The sequence below is a fragment of the Glycomyces sp. NPDC049804 genome, from assembly GCF_040674615.1.
Lineage (GTDB): Bacteria > Actinomycetota > Actinomycetes > Mycobacteriales > Micromonosporaceae > Glycomyces > Glycomyces niveus.
On sequence record NZ_JBFAMQ010000008.1, the window covers coordinates 149477 to 166930 of the forward strand.

The window sequence follows — 17454 nt, forward strand, 5'->3', positions numbered from 1 at the left end:
CTTCCCCCGTGAATGACTGACTCCGGATGATCCGAGAGTCGTTCACAACCGATTCTGCGGGAGGCGGCAGCCCGCATGGCCGGATCCGCGGTGGGCGAGCTGTCGGAAATGCGACACTCTCACCCCGGGCGAATGCCGGCCGCGCCGACCCGTTCCGACTACGATGCCGCATCGATCGCGGGTGTCGCCGGGCGAGACGGGCGTTCCGGGGTGCGGAAGAAGGGGAGAGCCCACAGGCTCACGCAGGCCGGGGCGCAGCTGCGCCCCGGTCGCATTCGCTTACCGCTCTTGATGTCTAGCCGCAGCAGCCGCCGGTCTGCTTGAGTTCGATCCGCTCGCCGGAGTAGCCGTGCGGGACGCCGGTGGCGAGACCGCGGGCACGGACCACGACCGGTTCAGGCTGCACAGTGCCGCAACCGGATCCGCTGTCGGCGCTCGCCCCGCACCCGGAGTCCGCGGTCTCGGCTGCGGTGGAGCCGCAGCAGCCCGAGGCCTCGGCGGCGTCGGCGATGCTGGTGGCTTCCAGCGACCTGCTCGAGGAGCAGACACCCGTCTCGGGGAGGTCGAGCTCGACCTTGTCGGCGGCCTCCCTGTCGCCGGCCAGCGCGGCGGCGATGGAGCGGACCTGCTCGTATCCGGTGGCGAGCAGGAACGTCGGGGCGCGGCCGTAGGACTTCATGCCGACGAGATAGAAGCCCTCGTCGGGCTGGGCGAGATCGGCCTCGCCGTGCGGGGGCACGGTGCCGCACGAGTGGAAGTTCGGGTCGATGAGCGGCGCGAGCTTCGCCGGGGCCTCAACGGTGCTGTCGATCTCGAGCCGGACCTCGCGCAGCATCTCCAGATCGGGCCGGAACCCGGTCGCGGCGGCGACGTGGTCGGCCTCGATGACGTGCTCGATGCCATTGATGTTCCCCACCACCGCGACCGCAGCGTCGTCGCGGTCTTCGAAGCGGTCGATGGTGAACCCGGTGACCAGTTCGATCGCGCCCGCTTCGACCAGTTCGCGCAGGCGGGTGCCGATGGTGCCGCGCGCGGGGAGCGCGTCGGCCGAGCCGCCGCCGTACAGGCGCGCCGGGCTCTGGCCGCGGATCGCCCACACCACCGCGGTCTCCGGCTCGGCTTCCTTCAGGGTCGCCAGGTTCAGGAGCGTGTTCGCGGCCGAGTGGCCCATGCCGACGACGAGGGTCCGCTTGCCCGCGAAGCGGTCGCGCTCGATGCCGAGGACGTCGGGCAGCGGCCCGGCGGCCCAGGCGGCTTCGTGGTCTTCGCCCGGTGCGGCGAGGCCGTGGGCGCCGAGAGGGTTGCGCTGCGTCCAGGTGCCGGAGGCGTCGATGACCGCGTCGACGAGCAGGTCCGACCATTCGCCGGCGCTGGTGCGGGTGCGGACGAGGTAGGGGCGGCCTTCGCGGTCGATGGTGCGGGTCTTGTCGACACCGGCGCGGGAGACGGCGACGACGCGCGTGCCGTAGCGCAGGTGCGGGGCGAGTCCGGGGGTCTTGGCGAGCGGGGCGAGGTAGGCCTCGATCAACTCGGCGCCTGTGGGCAGGGCGTCGGGGTCGGGCGCGGTCCAGCCCTGGGCTTCGAGCAGCCTGCGGGCGGCGGCGTCGATGTCGAAGCGCCACGGCGAGAACAGCCGGACGTGCCCCCACTGGCGGATCGCGTCGGCGGGGCCTTCGCCGGCTTCGAGGACGATCGGGATCAGGCCGCGCTCGACCAGGTGTGCGGCGGCGGCCAGGCCGACGGGCCCGGCGCCGATGACGGCGACCGTGGACACCTGGCGGGTGATGGGGTTCGACATGGCGGACTCCTGGGATCTCGGTTCACGGTGACCGCGCCTACCACGGTCACATCAACTTCCATAATTAATACCAGTGATTGCTGTTGATATCAAACTCTGTGGTTTACTTGACTCATGAGCCGCACGATCGAACTCACCCTGACCGACGTGAGCACCGCCGGGCACTCGGACGCGTCGATGATCGAGCACGCCAAGGACCTCGCGCCCCAGTTCAAGGCGTTGTCGGACGAGAACCGCCTCGCGATCGTCCTGCTGCTGTCCGAGCACTCCCGCACCGTCAGGGAGCTGACCGAGGCCACCGGCCTCGCCCAGACCCTCGTCTCCCACCACCTCGCGCCCCTGCGCGAACTCGGGCTCGTGAGCGTGACCCCCAAGGGCCGCAGCAACGTCTACTCACTCTGCTGCGACGCGTTCTCGGCACCGTTGCGCGCCCTCGCCGGACTCTCCACCCCCACCGAAGACACCTGCTGCGACTAGCGACCACCACCCGCAGCGGGTCAGCGGAGGCGGGAACTCCGCGGTCCAGATCGCTTCCGAACGCGCCGAGCACGCCCGCACCACCGGCACGACTAGCGGGAAGCTCCGCTTCGACGCCGTTGCCCGACAGACGGCGGTCTCGGTCCTGTCGCCGCTGCAACCGACCCGGCGCTCCGGCAGGGCGGCCGCGGAGCCCCCGGTGGACACCGCGGATCTGGACACGACTCGTCAGCCGCCGCCGGGGGCCACGACGCGGCGTTCGGAGCTGAAGGGCACTCTGACGCCCTCGCACTGCTCGCGCAGCACGGTGGAGGTCGCCTTCCGGGAGGCCTTGGAGATCATCCCGAGCTTGACGTCGATCTTCCGGCCGAACGGGATGAACGCCATGCGTTGTGCAGCGGTGGCGCGATCGCGCACGTCGTCGGTGTTGAGCGAGACGATGACGTGGACGTGGATCCCCTTGCCCTCGGACTCGCGCTCCTCGACGTGGACGGCCTCGATCTCGCGCCAGCGGACGTCCAGCCCGCCGCGGGTCACCAGGCCTTCGGGCACGACGAGCAGCTCGATCTGGGCGTCCGGATCGGTGCTGCCGATGCGCTGTTCGCGAAGCGGCCTGTACATGAAGCACCAGACTGCGGCCATGGCCCCGGTCAGCGCGACGATGACGATCAGGTCGACCGGGAAAGCCGCCATGAAACCGACCATGACCGCCCAGGCGGCGCCGGCGATCAGCGCCACCTTGAGCACCGTCAGCATGGTCTTGGCGTCACGTGGACTCGCGAGGTGACGCAGCAGTTCTCCGCTGCGAACCGGGGGCTCGGGGAAGGGCCCGGATACGGGCGTCCTTCTGGTCATGCCGAAGGTTCTCCTCGCATGGCGAGGCGGAGCTGATAGGCCTGCGCACGCACGTAGTCCTGGAGCCGCGCCTCGTCCCGTTTGCCGGCGTTGCGGCTCAGGATCTCCAGGTGCTTCCAGGCGCCTTCGAAATCGTCGATCCGCCGGCAGCACTCGACGAGCAGCCGGCGGTTCGCGTCGGCCGCCGAGGGCTCCTCGAGGCCGCCGCGTTCCCGCTGCTCGTCGAGGAAGTCGGCGTCGATCTCCGCGGCGTCGACCGCGTCGTCGAGGCGACCGGCCGTGAAGTACCCCTGCGCGAGCCAATGCCAGTGCATGGCGGGCACTCCGCTGGGGCGCTCCACGGCGATCAGCTCCTCCAAAGCAGGGACGGCCTCTGCTTCCCGGCCCTCGTCGAGGAGGCCGCGGGCCTGCGCGTAGCCGTAACCCGCCCGCACCACCTGCGGTGTGTCCGAGGGGAACCCGGCGATGCGCCGGTCGGTCTCCCGGCGGTACACCGCCGTGGTGCCCGCCCTGGCATGGGCCGTCTCGAGGAGGGAGAACGCGCGGACCGCCTGGGCCGGCCAGTCCGCCTCCAACGCGGCGTCGCGCATCGTCGCCGCCAGCGCGATGACCTGCTCGGGCGGCGAGTCCCGCCGCACCGCCCTGCCCACCTGCCGACTCGCGACGAGGGCGACGACGTAGGGGTCGCCGGACTCGGCGGCGTCCTCGGCGGCACGGGCCAGAGCGCGATCGATCGCTTCCGGGTCCGCCAAACCGGTCATGACGTTGGCGAACGCGAACTCCGCGAGTGCGATCGCTCTCGAGTCGGGCAGTTTGCGCAGCAGGTCGCGCATCTGGGTTACCAACGGCGCCGCGTCGTCGGCCCTCCCGTTGTCCGCCATCCAGACCGCGGTGTCACACATGCAGAGCGCGAAGCGAACCCAATCCTCCTCGGCCTGGTACTGCTGGGCCGCTTCGTGCAGCGCGGGCCCCTGGTCCGGTCCGCCGTTCAGCAGCGCCAGCAGATGCGCATGGCGGGCGGCCAGGTGCGCCGGTGGCCGCCCGAGCGCCCGGAGGTGGTCGCGGGTCGCGGTGCGCCGCTCGCGGTCGAAATGCCGCTCGGCCCGGGACAGCAGTTCCTCGGCCGACAGACCGGCAGGGATGCTCGCGGTGAACGGGTAGCTCACAGCGCTCATTCGAACCTGCGCGACCGGTCGCGCGGCGAGGCGGGCTCGAATCCGGTCGCCCTGGGCCGTGGTGCCGTTGCGCGCGTCGAACTGCGCCGCGAGATCGAGCGCGATGCCGCGCATCCGCTCCAGCATCTGCGCGGCGTCGACGTACTCGTCCTCGCCCTGCTTCGCCCAGCCGACGGGCTCGTCGCCGCGGCCGGCCTCGACCATCTGCCGCATCAGCACCGCCACTGCGACGGCGAAGTCCATCTTCCCGGTCGGCCGGTTCAGGGTCGCGAAGCCCCACATCATCATGCTGAGCGTCTCGAGGCCCGCATCGAGGTTCCCTGTGAGCGCGCAGAACTCGATGAGCTTGCCGCTGTACTCGTAGCGGTACACCTCGCGGGTGATGCCCCGGCGGGCGAGCCGGAACGCCCGCCGGGCCTCGACGTGCAGTCCCAGCCGCGCCAAGGGGAGGAGCATCTCGATCTGCACCGGCACCGGCGGCTCGTCGAAGGTCCGCGCGCCGGCCAGCACCGCGGCGGCCAGCTCGTACGCGGCCGCGTCGTCGCCGCGGGCGGTGAGCCGGGCGACCTGCAGGCTGAAGTCCCACATGCTGTCCGGGTCGGGTCCGCCCGCGGCGATCCACTGCCGGAAGCAATGCTGCTCCTGGTCCCAGTCCGCGGCGATGTGCGCCACTGAGCGGCGGATCGCGTACACCTCCCGGAGGCGCTCGCCCGCCGCCAGGTAGCGCTGTTCGACATCGTCGAGCGCGGTGTAGATCCGGGTCAGGCCGATGGCCGGGAACTCGGCCATCGACTGGATGGTCCAGCAGTACCAGGAGCGCAGTGCCGCCTCTTCGCGCGGATCGAGCTCGAGTTTGCGGGCGTCGTGTTCGGCGAGGCAGCGGGCGAACAGGGGAAAGGCCCGGTCCCATTGCCGCCCCACGCAGTACGCGTTCGCGAGCGCACGCCGGGCGGCGAAGGCGAGCGAGGCGAAGCCTCCGGCTTCGGCGCCGCTGACCACGTCCTCAAGCTGCGCCTGCTGTATCTCGAAATCCGCCACCGACCGTGCCGAGTCCAGCGCGGCCCAGAGCTCCGGTTCACCGTGTCGCATGCGTCTTCTCTCGATCGCCGGCCTGGAATCCAATGCGGAGACGGCGGCCGGGAAGGCCCGCCATGCCCCGCGGGTCAGCCTAGGAGGTGCGTTCCACCGGCAGTCGTCGCCGCCGACGACCGGTCGGACCATCGGGTCCCGGGCCGGCCGAACGGCCAAAGGCCTGGCTCGATCCGGGCACTTCCGCTACGGGGTGCGGTGCGCCCCGAATCCGAAACTTCCGGAGAAAATTCCGATAGTTCTCCGGAACTTATTGACGAGACTCGATGCCTTGCGCATACTTCTCAAATCGACATTCTTCGATGCGATTTTGGAGGACGCATGTCTGAGACACAGCCCCCGAAGGAACCCGCCACCCCGTTCAGCCGCAGGGGACTCCTGCTCGGCGGCGGGGCGCTCGCGCTCGGCGCGGCGTCGGCGCTCGTCGTGCCCGGCACCGCGAACGCGCAGACCCTGACGCAGAACGCGACCGGCACGCACAACGGGTACTACTACTCCTTCTGGACCGACTCACCGGGCCGCGCCTCGATGACCCTCGGCTCGGGCGGGAACTACAGCTCCCAGTGGAACGGCGCCAACAACTGGGTCGGCGGCAAGGGCTGGGCCAACGGCGGGCGCCGCAACGTCAACTACAACGGCTGGGTCCTCCACGGCAGCAACGGCTATCTCGCCCTCTACGGCTGGACGTCGAACCCGCTGGTGGAGTACTACATCGTCGAATCGCACGGCCCGTACAACCCCAGCAGCGGGGCGGCCAACCGCGGCACCGCCTACATCAACGGCAGCAACTACACCCTCGGGCACTCCATGCGCTACAACGCGCCCTCCGTGGAGGGCACCAAGACCTTCGCGCAGTACTGGAGCGTCCGCCAGAACCTGCGAAGCAGCGGCACCATCGACACCGGCGCCCACTTCGACGCCTGGGCCCGCGCGGGCATGAACCTGGGCGCCTTCAGCTACTACATGATCATGGCGACCGAGGGCTACCAGTCCACCGGCAGCTCGAACATCACCGTCAGCTGATCGGGTCGAGAAGGGAGGCGCGGCCGCGCCTCCCTTTTCCGTTCCTTGACAAGGGCTCTCGCGCCCGGATACGCTGGACCCTTCATATTTGTATCTATGACAATATAGGGCGGGTGCGCAATGGTCGAGGACGAGCAGGGCGGGTACGTGTTCCGGGGGAGCGTGCAGACCGGGGCGATCGGGAACGGGGCGTCGGCCACGGTCGGGGCCATCGGTGAGGGCGCGCGGGGGTACGTGTTCGCCGGCGGGCGGGAGGCCGACCGGGAGCTGCTGCGGCTCATCGCGGAGCTGCGCGCGGTCCTGGACGAGCTGCGCGAGAGCGTCGGCGCGGACTACGAGGTCATCGCGGACACCATCGACGACCTCGAGGAGTCGGTCGTCGAAGCCAAGCCGCCCGGGCGCCTCCACAGCAAGCTCAAGGCCATGGAGCGGCTGGTGAGCCCGTTCGCGGCGCTCGCCGAGCTCGTCGCGAAGCTCCTGGACCTGCTGCCGCGCGGCGAGTCCTGAGACGCGGCAGCGGGCGGGACCCGTGGTCCCACCCGCTGGTTCCCAGTGTGTCAGCACTGTTCGCGAATATCTGAAGGTCAAGTGCAGAGCTCGGGGAGGCCCCCACCGGCCTCCCCGAGGCTCTATCCCACCAAACAGAACAAAGTCTCGGGGCGCTGCGACCCCTGCCAGGCTCGCAGCGTCGTCTGCTCTTGCTAACGGAAGCGCGCGGTGTAGATGTCGCCGTCGCGGATCCAGGCGAGCTGGAGCGAGGCGAACATGTCGTCCACGATCTCCTCGTCCGGGAGCCCGTAGTGCTCGCCGAGGCTCCGGCCGCGGTAGTGCCACAGGAGTCCTGCCTGGACCTGGGCGGCATCCGCGGTGTGCTTCCCGCACGAGCGGGCGCAGCGGTAAAGGACGTGTCCGCTGCGGTCGTACTCGATCGCCATCACCTGCTGGCACATCGAGCTCCGCAGCTTGCCTGCCGCAGCCGACCCCAGCAACGTCTGGGCCTCAAGACGTTCCATGGCACCCACCCCTCTTCGGCGACGATCGGACCTCGCCGGAACGCGCCCGGCCAGGTTCTGCAAAACCACTGGCGTGTCCGGTTGTGCGATGCAGGTCGCCGCGAGGCGAAGGCGATTGCCGCACCGAGGGATTTGCGTCTCCTTGGTCGGCGATGCGCCGTCGCGTACACGAGCGCCGGTTTGACGGCTTTTCGAGTCCGTGACCACGGTCGCACACTTTCAGCGTCCGTGTCTATGTGCATTCTCACATGAATACTAACATGCATCAACACGGGGCAGATGCACGTGCATCCGCGCGCGCATCCTCATGTGCACTCACTCTGTGTAATGTGGGACACTTGATCCGACCAGCGATGGGGATGTCGGAAAACTCCTCTGCGCGGCCGCTCTGGTAGGGCCGTGCCCGGAATCTCCCGACCTAACCGGAAGCAGTCGCATTTTCGGAAAGATCCGGTCGGAGACGCCGGCCACTGGTGGAAGGATCTGAATGGACAAGGCACGCAACGGCATCCCGGCAGGGGAGCTTCCCTCGACACTGGCCTGGCGCAAGAGCGTCCGCAGCGGCCCCAACGGCGGCAACTGCGTCGAGCTGGCCACGCTCCCCGGCGGCGAGGAGATCGCAGTGCGGAACTCGCGCTTCCCCGAGGGTCCGGCCCTCATCTACACGGTGGCCGAGATCCGCGCGCTCGTCGAAGGCGCCAAGGACGGCGAGTTCGACGACATGATCGCTTAGGACGCCCCGGGGCGAGAGCCCTTGGGCACCACTCACCCTGGCGGGACCGGCCGAGCGGCTACCCTGTCAGGGTGAGTTTTTCGTACAGGGCCCGTTGATCTCGGAGGGAGGTGAGCCATGGCGAAGTTGAACCCGGACGACCTGCCGAGCGGGACGACCACGCTGCGCGTCATGATCGGCAGCAAACTGCGGCAGCTGCGCCAGGACGCCGACATCTCCCGCGAGGACGCGGCGTACGAGATCCGGGCCGACGCCACCAAGATCAGCCGCATCGAGCTCGGCCGCGTCTCCTTCCGGCTGCGCGACGTCCGCGACCTGATGATCATGTACGGCGTCACCGACGAGGACGAGATCGAGCGCGTCGTCGAGATGGCCAGCGAGGCCAACCGGCCGAGCAAGTGGAAACGGTACAACGACTTCCTGCCCGACTGGTTCAGCAACTACCTCGAGATGGAAGGCGCCGCCTCGATGATCCGCACCTACGAGGTGCAGGTCATCCCCGGTCTGCTGCAGCACGAGGCCTACGCCCGCGCCGTCATGATGCTCGGGTACGGCCACACGCCGCTCACCGAGATCGACAAGCGCATCGAGGTGCGCATGAAGCGCCAGGAAGTCCTCGACCGCGCGGAGAAGCGGCCCGAGCTGTGGGCCGTCATCGACGAGGCCGCCCTGCACCGCCCGTTCGGCGGCGCCAATGTGATGTACGGGCAGATCAAGGCCCTCATGGAGTTCTGCGACAAGCCGAACGTGCGCATCCAGATCGTGCCGTTCACCGCCGGCGCCCACTCCGGCGCGGGCGCGCCCTTCACCTGGCTCCGGTTCGCCTACGAGGAACTCAGCGACGTCATCTACCTGGAGCACCTCACCGGCGGTCTGTACCTCGAGCGCGACAACGAGATCGACGCCTACCAGGCGGCCATGGAGCACCTGTGCGTCCAGGCCACCCAGCCGCACAAGACCCAGGACTTCCTGAAGAACATCCTCGATCAATACAGTTAGTAACCGCCGGGCCGTCTGGACGGACGCGCAGCGGATTTCGAATTTCACCCGATCGAGTGAGTCCGTTTCAAGGCGGACACGACGAAGGCGCGCGACTTCCCCACCGCGCGCCTTCCCTGCGTTCGTCTCGCTAGGCCTTGTACCCGATCCCGGCCATCAGGATCCGCTGCCACGGCTCCAGTTCGTCGGCGGGGGTGACCACCTTCTCCGGCTCGCTGGGGAACCAGCGGGCCAGGAAGTCCAGGCCGGGCGGGACCAGCGGCAGCCCCAGGAAGTGCTCGGTGATCCGCTCGGGCGTGCGGATCCAGCCGTTGCCGAGGCTTTCGAGCCCGGCCTGCTCCATGCCCTTCTGCAGCGGTTCGCCGGTGTCGACGAAGTCGGTGATGAACAGGTACGAGCCGGAGGGGCAGGCGTCGAGGATGAGCCGCACCCACTCGTCGGGGCCCTCGTCGTCGTGGAAGTGCATGTGGAGGCCCACGACCATGAGGCCGACGGGCCGGTCGAAGTCCAGCATCTCCTTGACCTCGGGGTGGTCCAGGATGCCCTGCGGGTCCCGCAGGTCGGCCGTCACCACGGTGGTCGAGTTGTCGGTGGCCAGCAGGGCCCGGCCGTGCGCGAGCACGATCGGATCGTTGTCGACGTAGACGACCTTCGCCTCGGGGTTGACCGCCTGGGCGACCTGGTGGGTGTTCTCCATCGTCGGGATGCCCGCGCCGATGTCGAGGAACTGGTCGATCCCCTGCTCGGCCATGTACCGCACCCCCTTGGAGAGCGCTTTGCGGTTCTCCTTGGCGACCTTGCCGGAGTCCGGCACGTACCGGAGATAGGCGGCCGCGCCCTCGCGGTCGACGGCGAAGTTGTCCTTGCCACCGAGCAGCGCATCGTAGACGCGGGCGATGGTGGGCCTGGAGATGTCGAAACTGGGAGCGTGCTCTGCCATCGGTGCTGCCTCTTCGTCGAAGGAAACGTCGGTTAAGGACGAAGGCGCGCGCCGGCCCGGCGCGCGCCTTCGGTAGTCGTGGCCGTTCAGGCCTTGTAGCCGATGCCGGCCATGATGATCCGCTGGTGCTCCTCCAGGTCCTCCACGGCCGGGACCTCGCGGTCGGGCTCGCCGGGGAACCAGCGGGTCGGGTACTCGATGCCGGGGGGCACGAGCGGCAGGCCCTGGAAGTGCGCCTCGATCTGCTCGGGCGTGCGGATCCAGCCGTTGCCGAGGGCCTGGATGCAGGACTTCTCCATCGCCTTCTGCTCCGGGTAGCCGGTGTCGGCGAAGTCGGTGATGTGCAGGTACGAGCCGCTCGGGCAGGCGTCGAGCAGCGTCTTGATCCAGCTGCCCGGGTCCTCGTCCGGGTGGAAGTGCATCATCAGGCCCACGACCATGAGGCCGACGGGGCGGGTGAAGTCGATGAACTTGTTGACGTCCGGGTGGGTCAGGATGCTCTGCGGGTCGCGCAGGTCCGCGGTCACGATCGTCGTCGTCTCGTTGTCGGCCAGCAGCGCCCGGCCGTGCGAGAGCACGATCGGGTCGTTGTCCACGTAGCAGACCTTGGCGTTCGGGTTGATCCGCTGCGCCACCTGGTGCGTGTTCTCCATCGTCGGCAGACCCGCGCCGATGTCCAGGAACTGGTCGATCCCCTGCTTCGCGACATACTCGACGCCCTTGGAGAGGCCGAGGCGGTTGTCCTGGCTCGCCTCCTTGATCTTCGGGACGTGCTTGGCGATCATGGCGGCGCCCTCGCGGTCGACGGCGAAGTTGTCCTTGCCGCCGAGGGTCGCGTCGTAGACGCGGGCAATGGAGGGCCTGGAGATGTCGAAGTCGGGCACGTACTCTTCTGCGTTCTCTGCCATCGGCTCAGCCTCTTCGTCGAAGGAACGGTGAAAATATCCTACGACCTGGGTCACATTACCGAGCGGGGGGATCACCCCATCGGGCCACAGTGCTCACATTCGTTTCAGATGAAACACGAAGCGCACCAACCACTCCAGACGACAACGGTCCACTGCGGGCGCTCGAACGCGAAGGGGACGCCGAAGGGCCCGGGAACCGCGCCGAAGCTTGCGAGTCGCGCAACGGCACAGGCGCCCGGGCCCTTCGATCGAAGCGCTTACTCCTCTTCGCCCTCGGGGTGGGCCGCGATCCACTCCTCGACCCTGTCGTCCCGCACCGCCTCCCAGAGGCTCACGGCGTCAGGGTTGCTCGCGTCCGGGTTCTCGGGGTCGTCGGCGTAGATGACGACCGACTGGCCGCCCTGCGTGCCGGTGCCGAGGTGCGGCGTGGTCATGAACTGCAGGTCGTCGCTGCGCATGTTCATGAGGGTGATCCCGGTGGCGACCGCGTTGAACTCGGTGTCGACCTTCACCGCGTCCGAAGTGGAGTCGATGAAGGAGGTGAGCTTGTCCTCGTTCGTGAGGACGCCGGCGCTCAGCGCCGAGTCCATGATGGCCTTGATGAGGTCCTGCTGGTGGCGCATGCGGGCGAAGTCGCCCTCGTTGTACTGGTAGCGCTGGCGCACGTAGTCGAGGGCCTGGGCGCCGTTCATCGTGTTCGGCCCCGCCTCGAAGAACGTGTGCTCGCCGTGGATCGACTCGACGCCGGGCGGATCGGTGATGTAGCCGTCGGCGTCGGCGGCCTGGACGTCCAGGGTCACCCCGCCGAGGGCGTCGACGACCGCGACGAGGCCGTTGAAGTCGATCTCGACGATGTGGTCGATGCGCACGCCGGTGAGGTTCTCGATGGTGCGGACGGTGAGGTTCACGCCGCCCCACGCGTAGGCCGCGTTGAACTTGTCGAGGGTGTCGGAGACCGTCGCTTCGGGGTCCTCGGGAATGTAGACGTAGAGGTCGCGCGGGATCGAGATGCCGTAGGCGGCGCTGCCGTCCTCGTTGACGTGCATGAGGATCGTCGTGTCCGAGCGGGCGTCGGCCTCGTCCTCGCCCTCGCGGTGGTCGGAGCCGATCACCAGGAGGTTCATGGCCTCGTTGAGGCGCTCGGGGCGGTCCTCCTCGGGGATCGCGTCGAGGTCGAACGCGCGGTCGAGGTCGGCGTTGGTGCTGTTCGCGGTGGACCACACGGCGAAGCCGCCGCCGGCCGCGGCGATGGAGGCCACCAGGCCGATCCCGGAGCCGATGAGGCCCCGGCGGGTGGGGCCGCCGGCCGCCGCCTGAGCGACCCGGGCTCCGCCGCCGCTGCCGCCCGCGGGCGGCACCGAGGCGCTGCCGCGGTAGTTGGAGCCATATTGCGTCATGGCCCCAGCTTACGTGGTGGCCGCCAGGGACCTTGGACGCGCAAGCCCCGGTCGTGCCTCGGAATCCTCTGAGCTGACGGTGAGTCCGAACACCTCAGGGCGACACGCCGGCTAGCGCAGCTCCGTGCCGCTCTGCGGGCTATCGCGACTCCGTGCCGCTCTACCGCTATCGCAACTCCGTCGCGAAGTAGTCGATCGTCGTCTTGAGACCCGACTCATAGTGGACCTGCGGCTCGTAGCCGAGCAGCTCGCGGGCGGCGGTGAGGTCGGGGCGGCGGCGCTCCGGGTCGTCCGAGGGCCGGTCGAGGTACTCGATCGTCGAGGACGAGCCGGTCAGGCGCAGGATGATCTCGGCCATCTCCTGCACGGTGAGCTCGTACTCGGTGCCGAGGTTGACCGGGCCGTACTCCCCCGACTCGAGCAGGAGGATCAGGCCGCGCACCAGGTCGTCGACGTAGCAGAGCGAGCGGGTCTGGGTGCCGTCGCCGTAGATCGTCAGCGGCTCGCCCGCGAGGGCCTGCGAGATGAAGTTCGGGATCACGCGGCCGTCGTCGGGGCGCATGCGCGGACCGTACGTGTTGAAGATCCGCACGATCGCCGCGTCGAGCCCCTTGTGGCTGCGGTAGGCCGCGACGGCGGCCTCGCTGAAGCGCTTCGCCTCGTCGTAGCAGGAGCGGACCCCGATCGGGTTCACGTTGCCCCAGTAGGACTCCGGCTGCGGGTGCACGAGCGGGTCGCCGTAGACCTCGGAGGTGGAGGCCATGAGGAAGCGGGCGCCGTCCGCGAGGGCGCGGTCGAGCGCGTGGAACGTGCCGATCGAGTCGACGCGCAGGATCTCCAGCGGCAGGGTCTTGAAGTCGATGGGGCTGGCGGGGCACGCGAAGTGCAGGACCGCGTCGAAGGGCGCGTCGCCGACGGGCAGGCCCTCGGTGACGTCGGCCTCGACCACGGTGAGGCGGGGGTGGTCGGCGAGGTTGCCCCTCGAGCCGGTCACGAAGTTGTCGACCGCGGTCACGTCGCAGCCCTTCGCGAGGAGCGCGTCGACGAGGTGGCTGCCCACCAGGCCCGCGCCGCCCGTCACGAGGATGCGGCTGCCGGTTCCGTAAGTAGTCATCAATTTCCAAGATTATCAGGGTTGGCCTGGCGTTCACCTGGGCGCAAGCTGAGCGTTCCCTCAACGCACCCCGCTGTGCCGTGTCAGTACGCGCCCTTTCGGCGCAACACTACAGCGACCGTGCGGAACAGGATCTGAAGGTCAGTCGTGAGCGACCAGTTGTCGACGTAGTAGAGGTCGAGCCGGACCGCGTCGTCCCACGACAGGTCGGAGCGGCCCGAGACCTGCCACAGGCCGGTGATGCCGGGGCGCACGAGCAGGCGGCGGCGCACGTCGCCGAGGAAGTCGCCGTTCTCGGCCGGGAGCGGGCGGGGGCCGACGAGGCTCATCTCGCCCCGGACCACGTTGACGAGCTGCGGGAACTCGTCGATGGAGGTCCGGCGCAGCCACTTGCCGACGTTCGTGATGCGCGGGTCGTCCTTCATCTTGAACAGGAGGCCGTCGGTCTCGTTGTGCATCATGAGCGCCGCCTGGCGCTCCTCCGCGTCGATGTACATGGTGCGGAACTTCCAGCAGCTGAAGGTCTCGCCGTCGCGGCCCACGCGGTTCTGGCGGAAGAAGACGGGCCCGGGGCTGTCGGCCTTGATGGCGATCGCCACGGCCAGGAACAGCGGCGAGAGCAGCACGAGGCCCAGCACCGAGGAGGAGATGTCGAGGACGTTCTTGATCAGCCAGCCGACGCCGGAGATCTTCGGCTCCTCGACGTGCAGCAGCGGCAGGCCCTCGACCGGGCGGATGTGCACGCGCGGGCCCGCGATATCCGTGAGCTGGGGCGCGACCACCAGGTCGCGGCCGGTGCCCTCGAGCTGCCAGGCGAGGCGGCGCAGGTCGGAGGCGTCGGCCGACGCCGAGCCGCACACGGCGAGGGTGTCCGCCTCGAGCTGTTCGGCGCAGGTGACGACGTCGGTCCCGGCGAAGACCGGGACCGGGGTGTCGAGGTTGCGGACCGAGGAGGCGCCCTCGGTCACGTATATGCCCACGGGGACGAGGCCGGCCGCGGAGGCGCGGCGCACCGTCCGGTACACCTCCAGGGCCTCGGGGTAGGAGCCGATGAGCAGGACGCGCTGCACGCCGCGGCCGGTCGCACGCATCCGGTGCAGGCCGTACCGGGCGCCGTAGCGGAACGCCGAGACGAGCACGGCCGCCGCGAGCAGGATGACCGCGACCGCGACACGCGAGACGTCGGCCTTGAAGGTGAGGGCGGCGAAGGAGACGAGGGCCAGCATGAACATGGAGGCGCGGATGACGCGCTTGAACTCCTCGTTGCCCATGCCGAAGTAGCGGCGGTCGTAGGAGCCGGTGCCCCAGAGGGCCAGCAGCCACGCGAGGGGCAGCAGCAGCCAGACCGTCAGGTAGAAGAAGTGCAGCTGGTCGTCGGTGTCGAAACCGGCTTTGGGCGAGCGCGTCAGGTTGACCGTGATGACGGTGGCGAGCACGGCGGCGAGCAGGTCCGCGCCCACGAGCGCGGCCTGGTAGTAGCGGTGCCAGTTGGAGGCGCGGACGAGGCGCCGCCAAGTGGAGCGGGTGACCCCGTTGGTGACGAGCTGCGGGTCACCGGAGTCGCGAGTTCTGGCCACCGGCGTCCCCGTCCGTCCGTACGGAGCACCCCCACTTCCGTGGAGATCCTTTGCTGGGCGTTCCAGGCTCGTAGCCACTGCACATCCCTGCGGTCGTCAGCTTACGGTGGAGGTGAGTGTCCGCGGGCGGAGATCTGCGCTGCGTCTCCAGTGACCGGGCGGCCCGCCGACACGGTACCCGACAACCTACACCTATTCGGCTGCTGAGGTATGTTCGGCCGAGCTGAAAGCAGCCCGCGCCACCCCCGACCGCACGAAGGAAGCCTGTGAAGATCGTCATCGCCCACAACAGGTACTCCTCGGCGCAGCCGTCGGGCGAGAACACGATCGTGGACTACGAGATCGGGGCGCTGCGGGACGCGGGCGTGGAGGTCGTGCCGTTCCTGCGGTCCTCAGATGAGATCGGTTCGCTTCCCGCGCATAAGAAAGCAGCACTCGTCGCCTCGCCGGTGCACGCGGCCGGGACGCAGCGCGAGCTCGCGGCGGTGCTCGAGCGCGAGCGCCCGGACCTGCTGCACCTGCACAACCCGTACCCGCTCCTGTCCCCTTCGGTGGTCGGCACCGCCCACAAGCACGGGGTCAAAGTGGTGCAGACCATTCACAACTACCGGCACGACTGCATGAACGGGCTCTACTTCAGGGACGGGCACGACTGCCGGGACTGCCACGGCAGGCGCTGGAACGGGCCGGGCGTCCTGCACGCCTGCTACCGGGGGTCGCGCCCGCAGAGCGCCGTGATGGCCGTCGCCCTCGGGGCGCACCAGGGGACGTGGCGCGGCGTGGACCGCTTCATCGCGCTCACCGACGCGATGGCCGCGTACCTGCGGAGCATCGGCATCCGGGAGGAGCAGATCCGCGTCAAGCCCAACGCGGTCGCCGACCCCGGCGAGGTGCCGCTCGGCGCCGGGTTCCTGTTCGGGGCGCGGCTCGTGCCGGAGAAGGGCGTGGCGCTGCTGCTCGACGCGTGGCGCCGCGCGGACCTCCCGGGCCAGGTGCTGCGGATCGCCGGCGACGGCCCGCTGCGGTCCCTCGTGGAGGCCGCCGCGGCCGAACGCGACGACATCGAATACCTCGGGCAGCTCGAGCCGGAGGCGCGGGACGCGGCCCTGGCGGCCTCCGCGGCCGTCGTCGTGCCCTCGATCTGGCAGGACATCCTGCCGACCACCGGCATCGAAGCGCTCGCGGCCGGGCGGGCGGTGGTGGCGACCCGCATGGGCGGCGCGCCGTTCATCGCCGGGGCCGACACCGACGCGCCGGCCGGCGTCGCGGTCGAGCCGGCGCCCGAAGCGCTCGCGCGCGGCCTCGAAGCCGTCGCGAAGGACCCGGCGTACGCCGGGAACGCCAGGGCTCGCTACGAGGCGGTCTTCGCGCCCGAGGTGACCCTGCGGCGGCAGATCGAGATCTACGAGGAGCTGATCGCGGCCTAGCGCAGCGACGCGCGGGCGTTGCTCGCGATGCTCGCCAGCAGGAACAGCGCGTTCACCGCGCCGAAGCCGAGCAGGACCACGGCCATGAGCTCGGGCCAGATGAGCGCGAGGGCGATCACGACGATGATGAAGCCGTAGTCGCGCACGAGCTTGATCAGGCGCACGACGATGTTGGTGCTCTTGACCATCGAGACGCCGTCGTCCTCTTTGGCCATCACCGCCGTGACGAGGTTCGTCATCCACAGGGCCGCGAACGCCGCCCCGCACCACGCCGGGAGCTCGGGCGTGTAGGCGCTGGTGACGGCCACGACCACCGAGACGACCGAGGCCTGGATCGCGATGTCGCACAGGATGTCGACGCGCGCGCCCGCGTCGGAGCCGGTGCCGGTGACGCGCGCGAGCTGGCCGTCGGCGCAGTCGAGCATGTACGCGACCTGCCAGATCACGAGCGCGGCGATCGCGACGGGCCACCACGGCGCGCCGTCCCGCGCGGCCGGGATGTAGGCGATGACGCCGGCGCTCGTGCCGATGCCGAGGATCAGGTTCACGAAGGAGAGGTGCGTGGGCTTGAGGCCCATTCGCCATGCGGCGTAAGCGAAGTAGGCGGCGCCGCGCTGGTCGAGGAGGGTGGCGAGGCCGCCGCCGCGGTGGGCGGCGAGGAAGTCGGCGGGGCGGTGGGACGGGCGCTGTTCGGACACGCGGGCATCCTATAGCGCGCACGTCGCGTCCTCATCCGGCAGCGGAACGTGTCGCGGACGACTCCGCTCGTGAGCTGCTTTGATACAGATAGTGAACTTCCGAAACCCGGTTGTGTCAAGATCCCGACACTATCGCCGATCGCCGGTCCCTAATATGAGCGCGATCCACACCATTTGGGACGAAAGCGCTTCTCCCTTGGTAGCCAGCGCATGACCGAAAGTCTTAAGGTT

At 69.3% G+C, this 17454-nt stretch carries 16 protein-coding genes; 6 read left to right on the top strand and 10 right to left on the bottom strand.

Annotated elements, in window-relative coordinates:
• Window positions 1-295 precede the first annotated feature (295 nt).
• Window positions 296-1798, bottom strand: coding sequence for a flavoprotein (locus AB0K52_RS15375; protein WP_363531871.1), 1503 nt, complete (start codon window positions 1796-1798; stop codon window positions 296-298).
• A 114-nt stretch (window positions 1799-1912) separates the two neighbouring features.
• Between AB0K52_RS15375 and AB0K52_RS15380 the strand changes: the two genes are divergently transcribed.
• Window positions 1913-2275: a metalloregulator ArsR/SmtB family transcription factor gene (locus AB0K52_RS15380; RefSeq protein WP_363531874.1), complete on the top strand. Its 363-nt coding sequence runs from the start codon at window positions 1913-1915 to the stop codon at window positions 2273-2275.
• 228 nt (window positions 2276-2503) lie between these two features.
• Here the strand turns inward: AB0K52_RS15380 and AB0K52_RS15385 are convergent, their stop codons facing one another.
• Together AB0K52_RS15385 and AB0K52_RS15390 are read right to left on the bottom strand one after the other, a co-directional pair.
• On the bottom strand, window positions 2504-3130 hold the full coding sequence (locus tag AB0K52_RS15385; RefSeq protein WP_363531877.1) for a hypothetical protein: 627 nt from the start codon (window positions 3128-3130) through the stop codon (window positions 2504-2506).
• On the bottom strand, window positions 3127-5394 hold the full coding sequence (locus AB0K52_RS15390) for a hypothetical protein (protein WP_363531880.1): 2268 nt from the start codon (window positions 5392-5394) through the stop codon (window positions 3127-3129). The genes AB0K52_RS15385 and AB0K52_RS15390 overlap by 4 nt, the downstream gene beginning before the upstream one ends.
• 321 nt (window positions 5395-5715) lie before the next feature.
• On the opposite strand from AB0K52_RS15390, the gene AB0K52_RS15395 reads away from it, so the two are divergent.
• A complete protein-coding gene (locus AB0K52_RS15395) occupies window positions 5716-6417 on the top strand; it encodes a glycoside hydrolase family 11 protein (protein ID WP_363531883.1) in 702 nt (233 codons plus the stop codon).
• Window positions 6418-6537: 120 nt separating this feature from the next.
• Window positions 6538-6924 carry a hypothetical protein gene (locus AB0K52_RS15400; RefSeq protein WP_363531886.1) on the top strand — a complete coding sequence of 129 codons (387 nt, stop codon included), beginning with the start codon at window positions 6538-6540 and terminating at the stop codon, window positions 6922-6924.
• A 194-nt stretch (window positions 6925-7118) separates the two neighbouring features.
• On the opposite strand, the gene AB0K52_RS15405 is transcribed toward AB0K52_RS15400, so the two are convergent.
• Entirely contained in the window at window positions 7119-7430 is a 312-nt protein-coding gene (locus AB0K52_RS15405) for a hypothetical protein (protein ID WP_363531889.1), read from the bottom strand.
• Window positions 7431-7917: 487 nt separating this feature from the next.
• Here AB0K52_RS15405 and AB0K52_RS15410 point away from each other — a divergent pair, with 487 nt between their 5' ends.
• Entirely contained in the window at window positions 7918-8163 is a 246-nt protein-coding gene (locus AB0K52_RS15410) for a DUF397 domain-containing protein (protein WP_208498930.1), read from the top strand.
• 117 nt (window positions 8164-8280) lie between these two features.
• Entirely contained in the window at window positions 8281-9162 is an 882-nt protein-coding gene (locus tag AB0K52_RS15415) for a helix-turn-helix transcriptional regulator (RefSeq protein WP_363531892.1), read from the top strand.
• Window positions 9163-9292: 130 nt separating this feature from the next.
• Here AB0K52_RS15415 and AB0K52_RS15420 read toward each other — a convergent pair whose 3' ends face one another.
• The 5 genes from AB0K52_RS15420 to AB0K52_RS15440 all read right to left on the bottom strand — a co-directional run bounded on the left by AB0K52_RS15420 (window position 9293) and on the right by AB0K52_RS15440 (window position 15098).
• Window positions 9293-10102 carry an SAM-dependent methyltransferase gene (locus AB0K52_RS15420; RefSeq protein WP_363531895.1) on the bottom strand — a complete coding sequence of 270 codons (810 nt, stop codon included), beginning with the start codon at window positions 10100-10102 and terminating at the stop codon, window positions 9293-9295.
• An 86-nt stretch (window positions 10103-10188) separates the two neighbouring features.
• Window positions 10189-11010, bottom strand: coding sequence for an SAM-dependent methyltransferase (locus tag AB0K52_RS15425; RefSeq protein WP_363531897.1), 822 nt, complete (start codon window positions 11008-11010; stop codon window positions 10189-10191).
• Between the two features lie 257 nt (window positions 11011-11267).
• Window positions 11268-12407: an LCP family protein gene (locus AB0K52_RS15430; RefSeq protein ID WP_363531899.1), complete on the bottom strand. Its 1140-nt coding sequence runs from the start codon at window positions 12405-12407 to the stop codon at window positions 11268-11270.
• A gap of 166 nt (window positions 12408-12573) precedes the next feature.
• A complete protein-coding gene (locus AB0K52_RS15435) occupies window positions 12574-13521 on the bottom strand; it encodes a UDP-glucuronic acid decarboxylase family protein (RefSeq protein WP_363531902.1) in 948 nt (315 codons plus the stop codon).
• A gap of 83 nt (window positions 13522-13604) precedes the next feature.
• Window positions 13605-15098 (bottom strand): sugar transferase, encoded by a 1494-nt coding sequence (locus AB0K52_RS15440; RefSeq protein ID WP_208498936.1) that lies wholly within the window; start codon window positions 15096-15098, stop codon window positions 13605-13607.
• A 266-nt stretch (window positions 15099-15364) separates the two neighbouring features.
• On the opposite strand from AB0K52_RS15440, the gene AB0K52_RS15445 reads away from it, so the two are divergent.
• On the top strand, window positions 15365-16525 hold the full coding sequence (locus AB0K52_RS15445) for a glycosyltransferase family 4 protein (RefSeq protein WP_363531905.1): 1161 nt from the start codon (window positions 15365-15367) through the stop codon (window positions 16523-16525).
• Here AB0K52_RS15445 and AB0K52_RS15450 read toward each other — a convergent pair.
• On the bottom strand, window positions 16522-17223 hold the full coding sequence (locus tag AB0K52_RS15450) for a CDP-alcohol phosphatidyltransferase family protein (protein ID WP_363531908.1): 702 nt from the start codon (window positions 17221-17223) through the stop codon (window positions 16522-16524). The two genes, AB0K52_RS15445 and AB0K52_RS15450, sit on opposite strands and share 4 nt — an antisense overlap.
• Between the last annotated feature and the right edge of the window lie 231 nt (window positions 17224-17454).

Excerpts from the sequence above, each read along its gene's own strand:
- AB0K52_RS15375 (WP_363531871.1), bottom strand. The coding sequence starts at position 1,798 with ATGTCGAACCCCATCACCCGCCAGGTGTCCACGGTCGCCGTCATCGGC.
- AB0K52_RS15380 (WP_363531874.1), top strand. The coding sequence starts at position 1,913 with ATGAGCCGCACGATCGAACTCACCCTGACCGACGTGAGCACCGCCGGG.
- AB0K52_RS15385 (WP_363531877.1), bottom strand. The coding sequence starts at position 3,130 with ATGACCAGAAGGACGCCCGTATCCGGGCCCTTCCCCGAGCCCCCGGTT.
- AB0K52_RS15390 (WP_363531880.1), bottom strand. The coding sequence starts at position 5,394 with ATGCGACACGGTGAACCGGAGCTCTGGGCCGCGCTGGACTCGGCACGG.
- AB0K52_RS15395 (WP_363531883.1), top strand. The coding sequence starts at position 5,716 with ATGTCTGAGACACAGCCCCCGAAGGAACCCGCCACCCCGTTCAGCCGC.
- AB0K52_RS15400 (WP_363531886.1), top strand. The coding sequence starts at position 6,538 with ATGGTCGAGGACGAGCAGGGCGGGTACGTGTTCCGGGGGAGCGTGCAG.
- AB0K52_RS15405 (WP_363531889.1), bottom strand. The coding sequence starts at position 7,430 with ATGGAACGTCTTGAGGCCCAGACGTTGCTGGGGTCGGCTGCGGCAGGC.
- AB0K52_RS15410 (WP_208498930.1), top strand. The coding sequence starts at position 7,918 with ATGGACAAGGCACGCAACGGCATCCCGGCAGGGGAGCTTCCCTCGACA.
- AB0K52_RS15415 (WP_363531892.1), top strand. The coding sequence starts at position 8,281 with ATGGCGAAGTTGAACCCGGACGACCTGCCGAGCGGGACGACCACGCTG.
- AB0K52_RS15420 (WP_363531895.1), bottom strand. The coding sequence starts at position 10,102 with ATGGCAGAGCACGCTCCCAGTTTCGACATCTCCAGGCCCACCATCGCC.
- AB0K52_RS15425 (WP_363531897.1), bottom strand. The coding sequence starts at position 11,010 with ATGGCAGAGAACGCAGAAGAGTACGTGCCCGACTTCGACATCTCCAGG.
- AB0K52_RS15430 (WP_363531899.1), bottom strand. The coding sequence starts at position 12,407 with ATGACGCAATATGGCTCCAACTACCGCGGCAGCGCCTCGGTGCCGCCC.
- AB0K52_RS15435 (WP_363531902.1), bottom strand. The coding sequence starts at position 13,521 with ATGACTACTTACGGAACCGGCAGCCGCATCCTCGTGACGGGCGGCGCG.